Source organism: Micromonospora sp. NPDC047644 (genome assembly GCF_040704315.1).
GTDB lineage: Bacteria > Actinomycetota > Actinomycetes > Mycobacteriales > Micromonosporaceae > Micromonospora.
Map to the genome: position 1 here is coordinate 217,539 of NZ_JBEYSY010000014.1, position 13,342 is coordinate 230,880.

The following is a 13,342-nucleotide window of genomic DNA, read 5'->3' on the forward strand; positions in this document are numbered from 1 at the left end:
CTGACCCGACAGCCCGGCTCAGGCGAGGGGAGAGAGCTGCGCCGTGTTCTCGGCGGCCGGGTCGTCCGTCGCCGCCAGCTCCCGGCGGGCCGCGGTCAGGAACGCCTCGGCGTACGCCTCGGCCGGGAAATCACCCAGGTAGCGGCGGCGGGTAGCCCAGCGGGCCTCGGCCAGCGGGTCGGTGTCCAGCAGAGCGGTCAGCACCTCGTCCACGTTGGACATGTCCCGACGCAGCACGTAACCCGACCCAGCCAGCGGGAACCGCTCCACGAACCGGTCGCCCTCGTCGCCCATGTCGGTGACCGCGTACGGCTTGCTGGAGTAGAGGAAGTCCGAGATCACTCCGGACACGTCGGAGACCAGCGCGTCGGCGGCGTTGACGCACTCGGTCAGGCTCAGTTCCCGAGCCGCCGCGCCGACCACGTGCTGGCGGCCGCTGTGAGCCCGGTCGGCGGCCAGCAGGTCGGTCAGGCGGCCCAGTTGCCGCGCCGATGCCGGGTTCTGTGTGGTGTACGGGTGGGCTCGCAGGATCACCGTCGCGCCGCGCTCCAACAGTCGGCGCAGCAGGCTCTCGGCCACCGGCAGCGAGCAGTAGTCGGCGTCGGCGTGGTGCCCGGTCCAGGTCGGCGTGTAGAGCACCGTCGGATGCGCCAACCCTCGTGCGGGCTCCGGGCGCACCTCGATCGACTCGACCTGTGGGCGACCGACCATCACGAACTTGTCCGCCGGGATCTGCACTCCGGCGCGGGCGTACCGGTCGATCGCGGCCTGCCCGGCCACGAAGATCCGGTCGAAGATCCCCGACACCGGGTTGGCGCTCGGCGCCTTGTCGCTGTCGCCGTGGTGCAGCTGGATGTGGGTGAGCTGGGTGAAGCGGACGCAGTGGCTGTTCTTCGCACCGTGGTTGACGTAGAACGCCGCCCGCAGGCTCGGCACCAACGCCTGGTCCATCGCCCCCAGGGTCGGGCAGTAGACCACCGGCGCGTCGGTGGCCGCCGCGATCGGGGCCAGGAACTCCGGCTCACGCAGCACCACCAGGAACGGCCGGCCGATCCGTTCCAGGTACGGCAGCCACATGGTGACCTGGTATTCCGAGCCGGGGGGCGCGGAGAAGTAGAGCAGGAACTCCGGCTGGTGCCGGCGCAGCGCGGCGGCCACCGACCCGCCACCGGCGCGTGGCCGGAACCGTCGCCGGGCCAGGTCCAGCGCGACCGCACCGGCGCCCGCCCCGACCAGCAGGCTGGCGGCCAGCGCCACCCCGGCCGGCAGGGCGAGCGCGGCGGCGAGCGCCAGGGCGGCGAGCAGCCCGAGCAGGGCGGTGCCGAGCCGGTCGGCGATCAGCGGCGTCCAGGCGCGTACCGGCAGGTTGGCGGCCCGAATTTCCAGGCCGCCAGCGGTGCGCAGCGGCCCCACCAGCAGCACCAGACCCAGCAGGACCAGCCCGGTGGCAACCAGGGCGAGGTCGAGCCCGTCGTCCAGCCGCCGGGAGTAACCGACCAGGATCGCCGTGGCGATCAACGCGGTCTCCGCCACCAGGTCGGCGCCGGGCCGGATCCGCTGCTCGACGGCCGAGGCGGCCAGCGCGGCGACTGCCAACGCCAGCCCCCAGCCGGTGGCGCCGGTCAGCGCCAGCACGACGAAGGCCAGCACGGCCAACCCGGTGCTCAGGCACCGGGCGGCCAGCTTTCGGACCAGGTCGCCGCGCATGTCGCTCCGTTCGTGGTTCCGCAGCCGTCGGCGTCAGTTGGCGGACGTCGCGCCGGCCGGTGCCTCGACCCGACTCGACCCGGACTGCGCCGGCACGCTCGGCCCGTCACCGGGTGCCCGGCGTACGTCGATCACCTGACCGGTCAGTTCGGAGATCAGCACGTCCAGCGACGACTGGGCGACGGCCTCGGCGGCGAGCAGGGTGTGCTCCGGCTCCTCGCCGAAGGCCCGCGTCCGCATCGGGGTGGCGGTGCGCTCCGGGTTGATGCAGTTGACCCGGACGCCCATGTCGGCCCACTCGTCGGCGAGCGCCTGGGTGAGGTTGACCAGGGCGGCCTTGGTGGCCGAGTAGAGCGCGTAGCGGGCCCGGCCCCGGGTGTAGGAGCTGGAGGTGTAGAGCAGCAACTGGCCCTTGGTCTGCTGGAGGTACGGGAGGGCCTGGCGGGCGATGGTCACCGGGCCGACGAAGTTGACCTGGAGCACCCGGTCCATGGTCTCCTCGTCCATCTCGGCGAGTTCGCCCCGCTCCAGGATGCCGGCGGTGACCACCACGTGGTCGATCCGGCCGGTCGCCTGGAAGGCGGTCGTCAGCGCGGCCTCGACGTCCTCGGCCCGCTCCACGTGGGTGCCCGTGCTGGAACGGCTGAACGGGAAGACCTGGGCGCCGAAGCGGCGGGCCAGCTCGGTCAACTCGTGGCCGATGCCGTAGCTGCCGCCGAACACCACGATGGTCCGGCCGGTCAACTCCTCGCTGTAGCTGCGGTGGTCGGTCAGCCGGGGGGCCTGCGCGGCGGCGAGCTGGAAGAGCTTGTCCGCCAGGTGCACGTCGACCGGGTGGGTGACCTTGATGTTCTCGTCGGAACCGTCGATCACCTTGATCGGGGTGCCGGGAAGGTAGCGCAGCACCACGCCACAGTCGTCGGTGGCGGCGAAGTCCGGGTCGTCCTCGGCGATCCGGTACGCCTCACGGATCGTGGGGGAGCGGAAGGCCTGCGGGGTCTGACCACGGCGCAGCCGGGAGCGCACCGGGATGTCGGTGATGCAGTCGTTCTCGTCGACCTGGATGATCGTGTCCGCGGAGGGGATGGCCACGTCCACGGCGTCGTAGCTCCAGAGCGCGTTGACGCACTCGCGCACGATCCGGCCGCTGAGCAGCGGGCGTACCGCGTCGTGGAAGAGGATGTTGCAGTCTTCCGGGCCGACCGCGTCCAGGGCGATCCGGGTGGTGGCGTTGCGGGTGTCACCGCCCTCGATCACCTTGGTGACCTTGCGCAGGCCGGCCTTCTCGACGATCTGCTGGGCGTCCTCGACGTGGCCGGTGGCCATCAGCACGATGATCTCGTCGATCTCCGGTGCCGCCTCGAAGACCGCCAGGGTGTGCTCGATGATCGGCTTGCCGGCGATCTTCAGCAGCTGCTTCGGGATGCCGAGGCCCAGCCGCGTCCCGGTGCCGCCGGCCAGAACCACCGCCACTGTCCGCGAGGGCCGCCACGGCGTCGGGGTTCCCGCTTCGGCGTCCGGGCCAGGGGTCTGGTCCTGCGTCATTGCCGGATCCTCACTCTCAGGGATGCGTTAACGGAAGGTTCCGCCCGAGCGGCGACGGGATGAACCTTAACGCGCGGACCGCGTCGCCCCAACGCGGGCGACGCGGTCCTCAGGTGCCGTGTCGATGCCGGACGTTCGCCGGAACTCTACTTGCTGTTCGCGTACGCCTCGTACGCCCGGATGACCTCGTCGGTGGGGCCGTCCATCCGGATGACGCCCGATTCCAGCCAGATCGTCCGTTCACAGGTGTCCCGGACGGAGGAGAGCTGGTGGCTGACCAGGAACACCGTCCCCGCGCCCTCCCGCAGCTCCCGCACCCGCTGCTCGCTGCGCTTGCGGAAGCCCTTGTCGCCGGTGGCGAGCGCCTCGTCGATGAGCAGCACGTCGTGCTTCTTGGCGGCGGCGATGGAGAACCGCAGCCGGGCCGCCATGCCCGACGAGTACGTCCGCATCGGCAGGCTGGCGAAGTCACCCCGCTCGTTGATCCCGGAGAAGTCGATGATCCCCGCGGCCTGCTTGGCCACGTCGTCGGGGTGCATGCCCATGGCCAGGCACCCCAGGACGACGTTGCGCTCCCCGGAGAGGTCGTTGAGCAGGGCGGCGTTGACGCCCAGCAGCGAGGGCTGCCCCTGGGTGTGGATGGCGCCGCGGTTCACCGGCAGCAGACCGGCGATGGCCCGCAGGATGGTGGACTTGCCGGAGCCGTTGCTGCCGATCAGCCCGATCGCCTCGCCCCGGTACGCGGTGAACGAGATGCCCTTGACCGCGTGCACCTCCCGGACGTTCGGCGCGTGGGTGCGCTTGACCAGCCGGCGCAGCGCGGCAACCGGCGTGGTGCCACCGGCGGCGCCCTGGTGCACCCGGTAGATGATGTGCGCGTCGTCCACGACCACTGTCGGGATGCGCTCCTGGGTCCGGGTCATCGTCGCGCTCGCCTCGATGGGGGCGTCGAAGTGCTCAACCACGGCCGTACTCCTGTTCGCCGCGCCAGAAGTAGATGAAACCGCCGATGCCGGCGACCAGCGCCCAACCGGCGCCGACCAGCCAGAGCTGGGTCAGCGACTCGTTGAGCAGCGGCGCCTCCTCGAGCAGCGCGTAGCGCGCCAACTCGATGTAGACGAGCAGCGGGTTGTACTGCACGAGGGTCGTCGCCCAGCCGGGCAGCCGGTCGAAGAGGCTGACGCTGTAGAGGACGCCGGAGCCGTACATCCAGGTTCGCATGATGAACGGCATGACCTGCTTCAGGTCGCTCGACTTGGAGCCCAGCCGGGCCACCAACAGCACCACGCCGGCGTTGAACACCGCCTGCAGCAGCAGGGCCGGCACCAGCAGCAACCACTCCCAGGTGAGCGGTTCGCCGGTGGCGAGCACGATGCCGACCAGGACCACCATCGAGGCCAGCAGTTGCTGGAACTGGGTGATCGTGGTGGACAGCGGCAGGCTGGCCCGGGGGAAGTGCAGCGCCCGGATCAGCCCCAGGTTGCTGCTGATCGACTGGGTGCCGGCCAGGACCGCGCTCTGGGTGAAGTTGAAGATGAACAACCCGGTGGTCAGGTAGGCGATGAAGTTCGGGATGCTGTTCTGTGCCAGCACCACCCCGAAGATCAGGTAGTAGACCGCCGCGTTGGTCAGCGGGGTGAGCACCTGCCAGAGCTGACCCAGCTTGGCGTTGCTGTACGAGGCGACGAGCTTGGCGTTGGCGTACGCGGCGATGAAGTGCCGGTAGGCCCAGAGTCGGCGGCTGTACTCGACGAGGCTGGGTCGCTCACCGGCGACCCGTAGCCCGTGCCGAGCGGCCAGCTGCGCCTGGGTCAGGCCCGTGTCGGGGTCGACCAGCGCGGTGGTGGCCATGGAAATGGCGCTCCGATCTTTCGTGCAGACGGGGGTTGCTCGCGACGATCGAATCCTAGTGGGAAATTTGCGCGGGGCGCCGCCTCGTCGCTGCGAGGACAGTAGTCCGAAACACGTCGGGACGCAACCGTACCGTCGTTGCGCTACGCTGTCCGGCGTGACCTGCGATAAGAGCCCTCGATGACCACCGAAAAGAGGCGGGTGCCGGCCGGCGCGGCGGTGCTGCGCGACGAGATCACCACGGCGATCCGGCGGGCGCTGACGCAGGAGCTCGCCGCGGTCGGCTACGGCCGGCTCTCCATCGAGGCGGTGGCCCGGCGGGCCGGCGTCAGCAAGACGGCGATCTACCGACGGTGGAGCTCGAAGCTCGACCTGGTGCTTGAGGTCGTCGCCGCCGCGGCGCATGGCAAGCTCCCCGCACTGGACACCGGTACGCTGCGCGGTGATCTCGCGCTGCTGTTCCAGGCGGTGGCGCACGCGCTGCGCCACCCACTGGCGTCGCAGATCATTCCGGATCTCCTGGCGGAGGCAGCCCGCAACCCCAGCATCGACGCCACCCTGCGTCAGGTGCTGCACGCCCGGCAGCAGGAGATCGGCGGTCAGCTGGTCGTCCGTGCCGTGCAGCGCGGCGAGCTGCCCGCCGACACCGAGTCGGACGCCGCGATCGACCTCATCGTCGGGCCGCTCTACTGGCGGCTCGCCATCGCCCGTCTCCCACTCACCGACGACTACCTCGACAACCTCGTCGAATCCGTGGCGGCGGGGCTCGGCGCCGACAGCGTGCTGCCCCGCCCGCGGGCTGCCCCGGTCTCCGGCTGACCACGCCCGCGACACCCCACCACACGGAAATGGTTCAGCTACCGGTCTCCGCTACGCTGCCCCATTGACACCCGGCCGTCACCGTGCCGAAGCCGCCCTGCTCCCCTGATGAGAAGGACACCCGTGGCCAACGTCGACAGCATCGCCGTCGCGCCCACCGGTTCGGACCCAGCGCCAAGGTCCGACCAGGCTCCCCAGCCCTCCAACGGCACCGGCCGGGCCCCGGCGGCCCGGGTCCGCGCGCTGGTCGCGGCCGCCCCGGTGCTGCTCACCGATGGCGCGGTGCTGGCGTTCGCGCTCTGGACCGTGCTCTACCACCTGGCCTTCCTGTTCGGCCTGGCGCCGTCGACGACGTTCCTGATCTGGATCGCCGGCTGTCTGGTGGTGCTCGGGGCTTGGCTGTGGCGCCGACGCCGGGGCCGTGCGTCTTCCGCCGCTGCCGTGGGTCAGGAGGCCGTCGAGGGCGCCGTTTTGGCGTATCCGCGTCCCCTGCTCGCCCTGGTGCTCGGCGCGGGCACGGTCGCCGCGGTCACGGCAGGGCTGACCACCGTCAACGACGGCGTCGGCGAGGGCATCCCCTGGTGGATCCCGGGCGGCTTCGGCGCGCTCGCCGCGGCGGGGGCCATGGTGCTGGTCCGACGTCGCTGGCTCGCCACCCCGGCCGGCGACGCCCCGGCGGCCGTCACGACTCCGCTCTCGTCGGCGTACGCCCTGATCGTTGCCGTCTCGGCCGCGATCTCGGGGCTCTTCTTCGCCCGCAACTCCGTCGACGACGCCTTCTTCCTCGGTAAGTCGGTCTGGGTGGCGGAACGCGACGAGGTGCCCCTGCGGGACTTCCTGTTCACCGACGGTGTCGCGCCCGCGATGAACTCCCAGCCGCCAGTGCCCTCGATCGAGGTCTTCTACGGCGCGTTCGCCCACGTCTTCGACCTGCACGCCGCCTCCGCCACGTGGTACATCGTGACGCCGGTCATGTCCGTCGTGGCGGTGCTCGCCCTGTGGCGGCTGGTGCAGCGCTGGGCGCCACGCCGCGCTGTGCTCGCCTTCACCGTCGCGGTGGCCTACCTCTACCTGGTCGCCGGCGAGGACGCTGCCCTCGGCACCTTCCACCTGACCAGGCTGCACCAGGGCAAGACCATGTTCGTGGCGGCGGTCGTCCCGCTGATGTGGGTCTACCTGACCGAATGGTTCGACTCGCGTTCCCGCCGAGGGCTGCTGCTCATCGCCGCGCTCTCCATCGTGGCCACCGGTCTCTCCACCACCTCCGCCATCGTCCTCCCGCTGCTGGTCGGCGGCGCGGCGTTCGCGATGATGGTGGTCGGCCGTTGGCGGGACGCGTTCCTGGCCGGTGCGGCGGCGCTGGTCTACCCCATCGGCGCGACGATCTGGTCGCGGCTCAACGCCGGTCCCATCACCGAGAACGCCGCCGCGGCCTTCTACGACGCCGAGGTCACCTACCGGCGGACCATCCTGTTCGGTGTGCTCGGCGTGATCGGTGGCCTGGCCCTGTGGCTCGGCCCCCTGGTCGTTCGTCGGCGGACGCCCCAACTGCTCGTCGCGGGCAGCACACTGGCGATGAGCGTGCTGCTCTTCCCCGGCGTTCTCGAGGCGCTCAACAGCCTGACCGGCATCGGCGTCGTGCTGTGGCGGATGCCGTGGATGTTCGCCCTCCCGGCGGTGATCGGCATCCTGTGCACCGTCGACCTGCCGCGCCTGCGGGTGTTCGGGAGCGTCGCGATCGCGGTGGCACTGGTCGCTGGCTTCGCCCTCGTCGGCACGCCCATGTGGTCGGCGAAGAGCTATGTGACGGTGCACGAACAGCCGGTCTGGAAGCTGCCTCAGCAGCGCAAGTTGATCGTCTTCTGGATGACCCGGCTCGACCGGCCGGACGGCGTGGTGCTGGCCCCGTCCACCCTCATGCACACCGCACCGATGGTGACCAGCAGAATGCGGGTGGTCAGCCCCAACGACCGCTACCTGCCCGACTACGGCATCGACTCGCCGTTCGCCCAGGACCGGTTGAAGTTGGTCGCGCTCGCCAACGGCAAGCCCGAACTCGCGCCGCTGCCGGAGTTGGCCGGGGCGATCGAGCGGCTCAACGTCACCACCATCTGTGTCTACTCGGGCAACCAGGTGGCCCGGGACCTGGCTCCGCAGTTGGGTTTCCAGCAGTTCGCCAGTCGTAAACGGCCGGGAGCGATGACCTGTTTCCGGCGCGGCTGAACCCCTGGCACCCACTCTGGTCCACAGAGCACGGGCGGAGCGCGCTGGACGTACGGCTACCGAGTTTGTAACCGGAAAGGGCATTGATACCTGAACGACACCCCGATGTCCGCTCGCGTTAAGGTCATAGGGGCGCGAGCGGCGCGTAGGGGATTCGGTCGCCGCCGTGCGGGCTGTCATGCGGGAGTTCGGACATGGGTTGAGGCTGCCAGCTGTCGACATTTGTCCAGTTCCGCAACAGTTACTCACGGTGATGGGCGGCGGACCGCGCGCGACGCCTCGGTCTGTCCTTGTCGGGTGTTGCCGTGACGAATCCAGGCCCTGCCCGTAACCGATCTAGTAGGGAGCGAAATTCGTTGTTCGGCACGTTGACAGGACGCCTCGGGGTGGCCGCCCAGAGTGCGCTACTGGTACTGGCCTACCTGGTCATGCTCGTCGGTGGCGTGTTCGGTTGGGTCGGCCTGTTCGCCGTCGCCGGGCTGGCCGCCATCATCGGCGAGTTCGCCGTCGCCCGCTGGTCACCGCCGTCACAGGTGCTGCTGGAGAAGGTGGGCCTGCACTGGTCGTACCGGCAGCTGACCCGTGACCTCGCCGCCGTGTTGCTGGTCGTCGCCGAGGTGCGCCTCAGCGGCGGCGAGCTGACCCTCCTGTTGGTGCTGCCGGCCGCGGTGTGGGTCGTGTCGGTCTTCGCGGGTGCGCTCTCCACCATGATCGACCGTCGTAACCCGCTCTCCGCCATGGTGCGCAACATCGAGCTGGGTCCACTGTCCAGCGCCCCCCAGCCGCCCGCCTGGGCGGCGGCGGTCGCCGGTGACCGGATGCCTCTGCTCAACCTGCTGCTGGTGCCGGCCGGCGTGGCCGCCGCGGTGCAGCACGATCCGACGCCGTTCTTCGCGGCCGCCGCGGTGGCGGTCGTCGCGACGGGTCTGGTGGGCGCCATCATCGCGCTGACCTGGCTGCGGGGCCGGGGCAGCGGGCAGGGTCCGTTGCTGCCGGCGGTCCAGCGCTGGATGGACAACTACCGGCCGGAGGTCGCGCTCTACTTCGCCGGCCCGGCCAAGGACGTCTACCAGGCGAACATGTGGTTGGCCCCGACCGAGGCGCTCCAGCAGCGCGCGGTGGTGCTGATGCGCAGCCGGGAAGCGTTCCTCGAGTTGGCCGACACCCGGCTGCCGGTGATCTGCGTACCGGCCGGCGTCGACTTCATGAATCTCGACCTCGGTGGCATCCGCGCGGCGCTCTACGCCGCGAACGTTGGCGCGAACATCCACATGCTCCGCGAGCCGGGTACGAAGCACGTCTTCGTCGGGCACGGCGACAGCGACAAGCAGGCCAGCGTCAACCCGTACAGCAAGGTGTACGACGAGGTCTGGGTCGCCGGCCTGGCCGGCCGGGAGCGCTACGCCCGGGCCGGCGTGGGTGTGCTCGACTCGGACATCGTCGAGATCGGCCGGCCGCAGCTCGCCGGGGTGCACACCTTCGGCGCGGAGTCGGTGGACCGGCCGTTCACGGTGCTCTACGCGCCCACCTGGGAGGGGTGGCTCGACGACGACCCGTACCACACCTCACTGGTGCTGATGGGTGAGAAGATCGTCAAGGGGCTGCTGGCCACGAATCCCCGGGTGCGCCTGATCTACAAGCCGCACCCGCTCACCGGGTCGCGGTCCAAGGCGGCGAAGGCCGTGCACGAGCGGATCGTCACCGCGATCCGCACGGCCGGCGGCAACCCGGACGCGTCGTCGCTGGACGGCACCGAGCACCTGGTGGTCACCGGCCGCACGCCGGCGTTGTTCGACTGCTTCAATCAGACCGATCTGCTGATCAGCGACGTGTCCAGTGTGGTGTCCGACTTCGTGCAGAGCCAGCGGCCGTACGTGGTGGCCAACCCGGCCGGCCTGCCCGAGGACGATTTCCGCCGCGAGTACCCGACGGCGCGGGCCGCGTACCTGCTCTCCAAGGACTGCGGCGAGCTGGAGAAGATCGTGTCGGTCACCCGGGCCGGTGACGACCCGATGACCGAGGCCCGCCGGGAGCTGAAGACCTACCTGCTCGGCCCGGCCGAGGCGAACCCGATGGACCGGTTCCAGCAGGAGATCGAGCGGCTCTGCCGCTGAGCCCCGCGAAGGGCGGCGACCAGCTCTGCCGCTGAGCGCCGCCGCTACGGCATCGCGCCCGGCCCGACACTGTCGGGTCGGGCGCGTCCGTGTCTGCCGGTGGGGCGGCGGCCACCGGGTCAGCCCAGTAGAGCGGCCACCGCGTCGGCGACCGGAAGGTCCGCCGGCAACGCCCGCGCCGCCAGCACCGCCTCGACGGGCAGCGGGCCGTACACGTGCGGGAAGAGTTGCCCGCCGCGCGACGGCTCCCACCGCAGCGCGTCGCCGAGGCGTTCCTCCTCGACGCTGAGCATCGTCAACCCGGTCGCCCCGGTGAAGTACCGTCGCGCCGTCTCGACCACCTGGTCGGCCCCGGAGAGGTGGATGAACCCGTCCTGCCGGTCCACCGCGGAGCCGGTGAAGGCGCCGGCGACGAGGGCGTCGTCCCACTCGGCGCTCGACAGCAGTTTGTAGATCACCACACCAGCGTACGGGCCGGTGGTCGGCGCGCCCGCCCGGTTTTCGCCGGTACCGCCGCGCCCGTCGCCTCCCGCCGGGCATGCTCAGGTCAACGGCCGCGGAGGGATGGGCGATGCAGAGCTACGACGACGACTGGACCGACAGCCAGCGGGCGCTGTACGACGAGTGCTACCGGGCCGGCGGTGAGTGGGCCGAGGACCCGGACACCCCGTCCGAGGACGTGCAGTACGTGATCAACCTGGCGGAGGCGGACGACGACGCCTTCCAGGACGCCGAGATCGACTACCCGCCCCTGGTCGACGCCGTCACCCAGGCCGGCGGGGTCACCGTCACCAGCGTGCCGGCCAGCCACGAGGACCCGGGTTTCCGCGGCTTCACCGACGGCGTCCGGGACGCCACCGCCGACGACACCTTCGGCCTCTAGGGCGTGGGTAGCCCGCCCGGCGCGGGTGGGCGGCCTCCCGGTCCGCGCGGACTTCTGCCACCATTCGCAGAACAGCGCTGCGAGGGACGGGGGCACGGGTGCGGATCCTGCTGGTGGAGGACGACCGCCGGGTGGCCGCTGCGCTGTCCTCCGCCCTCACCCGCCGGGGGTACGAGGTCGAGCACGCCGCGACCGTCGCCGCCGCGCTCTCCGCCGCCCCCTGCGACCTGGTGCTGCTCGACCTGACCCTGCCCGACGGGGACGGCACGGACCTGTGCCGGGAGCTGCGCCGGCGCAGCAGCCAGCTCGGCATCATCGCGGTGACCGCCCGGGGTGAGGAACGTGACCGGGTGCTGGGTCTGCGCCTGGGCGCGGACGACTACGTGGTCAAGCCGTTCTCGATGGTGGAGTTGCAGGCCCGGATAGAGGCGGTGTTGCGCCGCGCCGCGAACGCCGCGCCCGAGCGGCACCTCATCGAGGCCGGGCCGGTCCGCATCGACGTGGCCGCGCGGACGGTGACCGTCGACGGCCGTGACGTCACGTTGACCCGCAAGGAGTTCGACGTGCTGCTCTCGCTGGCCCGTCAGCCCGGGGTGGCGGTGCCCCGCGATCGGATCCTGCTCGACGCCTGGGGCACCACCTGGGCCGACCGGCACACCGTCGAGGTGCACGTCGGGTCGCTGCGCGGAAAGCTCGGCGACGCCCGCCTGGTGGAGACCGTCCGTGGCGTCGGCTACCGACTGCGCGACGCGTGAGGAGCTGACGTGCGTCGTCGCCTGGTGATCAGCTATCTGCTGCTGATGGTCCTCGTCCTCATCGCGTTGGAGACCCCACTGGCCGCCACCATGGCCAGCCGCGAGACCGAACGGGTCCGCGCCGACCGGCTCGCCGACGCGACCCGGTTCGCCTCGTTGGCCGGACCGGCGTTGCGTGACGGCGGGCCCGGTCCGATCGAGTCGGAGCTGACCAGCTACGACGACCTGTACGCGATCAGCGCCGCGATCGTCGACCGGGACCGGAACATCCCGGTCTCGTCGCCGGGTTGGCAGGCCAGCCCGGGGACCACGACGGTGCTGGACGTGGCGCTGTCCGGGCAGCAGACCAGCGCCCCCGAGTCGGTCTGGCCCTGGACGACCGACCCCGTGGTGGTGGCGGTACCGATCAACGACGGCGGTGAGGTGCTCGGGGCGGTGGTGATCGTGACCCCGGCCGGCCCGATCCGCCGAGCCGTCGTCGCGTGGTGGCTGCTGCTCGCCCTGGCCGGTCTGCTCGCCGTGCTGGCCTGTGTGCTCACCGCGTTCGGGCTGGCCGGTTGGGTGCTGCGCCCGGTCACCGAGCTGGACGCGGTCACCCACGAGATCGCCGAGGGCGATCGGGGCGCCCGGGTGCAGCACCGGCTGGGCCCGCCGGAGCTGCGCCGCCTCGCGGCCAGCTTCAACCACATGGCCGACGTGGTCTCCGACGTGATGGACCGGCAGCGTGCCTTCGTCGCGCACGCCAGCCACCAGCTGCGCAACCCGCTCACCGCGCTGCGGCTGCGGGTGGAGGAGTTGGGGCCCAGTCTCACCGACGCCGACGGTCGGTCCGAGCACCGGCTGGCCCTGGAGGAGACCGACCGGCTCGCGCTGGTGCTCGACGCGCTGCTGACCCTCGCTCGGGCGGAACGGGAGGAGAACGAGCGCGTCACGGTGGACGCCGCCGCGGTGGCCGCCTCCCGGGTGGCCGCGTGGGCGCCGTTGGCCCGGCACCGGTCGGTCGCGTTGCGGCTGGCCACGACCGACGCCCCGGCGTACGCGCAGACCGTGCCGACCGCCGTCGACCAGGCGCTGGACGCCCTCATCGACAACGCGGTGAAGTTCAGCGGGGCGGGCGGGGCGGTGACGGTGACGGTGGACCGCCGCGACGGCGGGGTGACGCTGGAGGTCCGCGACTCCGGCCCCGGCATGACCGAGAGTCAGCTCGGCCAGGCGACCGAGCGGTTCTGGCGGGCCCCGGACGCGCAGAACGTGGACGGCGCGGGGCTCGGTCTGACCATCGCCGCCGTGCTGGTGGACGCCTCGGACGGACGCCTCACCATGCGCCCGGGGGAGTCGCGGGGGCTCATCGCCGCCCTGTGGTTCCCGGCACCGGCCCTCCCGGTGGAGCCGGCGGCGGAGGAACCGGCCGGCGACCTGCGACCGACCCCGGCGCGGTGAGGACC

Annotated in this window: 11 protein-coding genes; 6 read left to right on the top strand and 5 right to left on the bottom strand. The window is 71.4% G+C overall.

Features of this window, described 5'->3' with window-relative positions:
- Positions 1 to 18: 18 nt before the first annotated feature.
- The 4 genes from AB0877_RS23935 to AB0877_RS23950 all read right to left on the bottom strand — a co-directional run bounded on the left by AB0877_RS23935 (position 19) and on the right by AB0877_RS23950 (position 5,103).
- Complete coding sequence (locus AB0877_RS23935; RefSeq protein ID WP_366611592.1) at positions 19 to 1,707, bottom strand: CDP-glycerol glycerophosphotransferase family protein; 1,689 nt, start codon at positions 1,705 to 1,707, stop codon at positions 19 to 21.
- Positions 1,708 to 1,740: 33 nt separating this feature from the next.
- Positions 1,741 to 3,252: a bifunctional cytidylyltransferase/SDR family oxidoreductase gene (locus tag AB0877_RS23940; protein ID WP_366611593.1), complete on the bottom strand. Its 1,512-nt coding sequence runs from the start codon at positions 3,250 to 3,252 to the stop codon at positions 1,741 to 1,743.
- Positions 3,253 to 3,398: 146 nt separating this feature from the next.
- Positions 3,399 to 4,175 carry an ABC transporter ATP-binding protein gene (locus AB0877_RS23945; protein WP_036412239.1) on the bottom strand — a complete coding sequence of 259 codons (777 nt, stop codon included), beginning with the start codon at positions 4,173 to 4,175 and terminating at the stop codon, positions 3,399 to 3,401.
- Between the two features lie 34 nt (positions 4,176 to 4,209).
- Positions 4,210 to 5,103 (bottom strand): ABC transporter permease, encoded by an 894-nt coding sequence (locus AB0877_RS23950; protein ID WP_357200062.1) that lies wholly within the window; start codon positions 5,101 to 5,103, stop codon positions 4,210 to 4,212.
- A gap of 180 nt (positions 5,104 to 5,283) precedes the next feature.
- Here AB0877_RS23950 and AB0877_RS23955 point away from each other — a divergent pair, with 180 nt between their 5' ends.
- The 3 genes from AB0877_RS23955 (at position 5,284) to AB0877_RS23965 (ending at position 10,259) form a co-directional block, all read left to right on the top strand.
- Positions 5,284 to 5,922 carry a TetR/AcrR family transcriptional regulator gene (locus AB0877_RS23955; RefSeq protein ID WP_366611594.1) on the top strand — a complete coding sequence of 213 codons (639 nt, stop codon included), beginning with the start codon at positions 5,284 to 5,286 and terminating at the stop codon, positions 5,920 to 5,922.
- Positions 5,923 to 6,030: 108 nt separating this feature from the next.
- Positions 6,031 to 8,145: a DUF6077 domain-containing protein gene (locus tag AB0877_RS23960; RefSeq protein WP_366611595.1), complete on the top strand. Its 2,115-nt coding sequence runs from the start codon at positions 6,031 to 6,033 to the stop codon at positions 8,143 to 8,145.
- A 356-nt stretch (positions 8,146 to 8,501) separates the two neighbouring features.
- Entirely contained in the window at positions 8,502 to 10,259 is a 1,758-nt protein-coding gene (locus AB0877_RS23965) for a CDP-glycerol glycerophosphotransferase family protein (RefSeq protein WP_366611596.1), read from the top strand.
- 119 nt (positions 10,260 to 10,378) lie between these two features.
- Here the strand turns inward: AB0877_RS23965 and AB0877_RS23970 are convergent, their stop codons facing one another.
- Positions 10,379 to 10,717 carry a DUF952 domain-containing protein gene (locus tag AB0877_RS23970; RefSeq protein WP_366611598.1) on the bottom strand — a complete coding sequence of 113 codons (339 nt, stop codon included), beginning with the start codon at positions 10,715 to 10,717 and terminating at the stop codon, positions 10,379 to 10,381.
- Positions 10,718 to 10,830: 113 nt separating this feature from the next.
- Between AB0877_RS23970 and AB0877_RS23975 the strand changes: the two genes are divergently transcribed.
- The 3 genes from AB0877_RS23975 to AB0877_RS23985 all read left to right on the top strand — a co-directional run bounded on the left by AB0877_RS23975 (position 10,831) and on the right by AB0877_RS23985 (position 13,337).
- Complete coding sequence (locus tag AB0877_RS23975; protein WP_366611600.1) at positions 10,831 to 11,142, top strand: hypothetical protein; 312 nt, start codon at positions 10,831 to 10,833, stop codon at positions 11,140 to 11,142.
- Between the two features lie 98 nt (positions 11,143 to 11,240).
- Complete coding sequence (locus AB0877_RS23980) at positions 11,241 to 11,897, top strand: response regulator transcription factor (protein WP_366611601.1); 657 nt, start codon at positions 11,241 to 11,243, stop codon at positions 11,895 to 11,897.
- Between the two features lie 9 nt (positions 11,898 to 11,906).
- Complete coding sequence (locus AB0877_RS23985) at positions 11,907 to 13,337, top strand: HAMP domain-containing sensor histidine kinase (RefSeq protein WP_366611602.1); 1,431 nt, start codon at positions 11,907 to 11,909, stop codon at positions 13,335 to 13,337.
- Positions 13,338 to 13,342 lie beyond the last annotated feature (5 nt).

What these genes read in the sequence shown, in the direction of transcription:
- AB0877_RS23935 (WP_366611592.1), bottom strand. Translation starts at nt 1,707, where the DNA reads ATGCGCGGCGACCTGGTCCGAAAGCTGGCCGCCCGGTGCCTGAGCACC.
- AB0877_RS23940 (WP_366611593.1), bottom strand. Translation starts at nt 3,252, where the DNA reads ATGACGCAGGACCAGACCCCTGGCCCGGACGCCGAAGCGGGAACCCCG.
- AB0877_RS23945 (WP_036412239.1), bottom strand. Translation starts at nt 4,175, where the DNA reads ATGACCCGGACCCAGGAGCGCATCCCGACAGTGGTCGTGGACGACGCG.
- AB0877_RS23950 (WP_357200062.1), bottom strand. Translation starts at nt 5,103, where the DNA reads ATGGCCACCACCGCGCTGGTCGACCCCGACACGGGCCTGACCCAGGCG.
- AB0877_RS23955 (WP_366611594.1), top strand. Translation starts at nt 5,284, where the DNA reads ATGACCACCGAAAAGAGGCGGGTGCCGGCCGGCGCGGCGGTGCTGCGC.
- AB0877_RS23960 (WP_366611595.1), top strand. Translation starts at nt 6,031, where the DNA reads ATGAGAAGGACACCCGTGGCCAACGTCGACAGCATCGCCGTCGCGCCC.
- AB0877_RS23975 (WP_366611600.1), top strand. Translation starts at nt 10,831, where the DNA reads ATGCAGAGCTACGACGACGACTGGACCGACAGCCAGCGGGCGCTGTAC.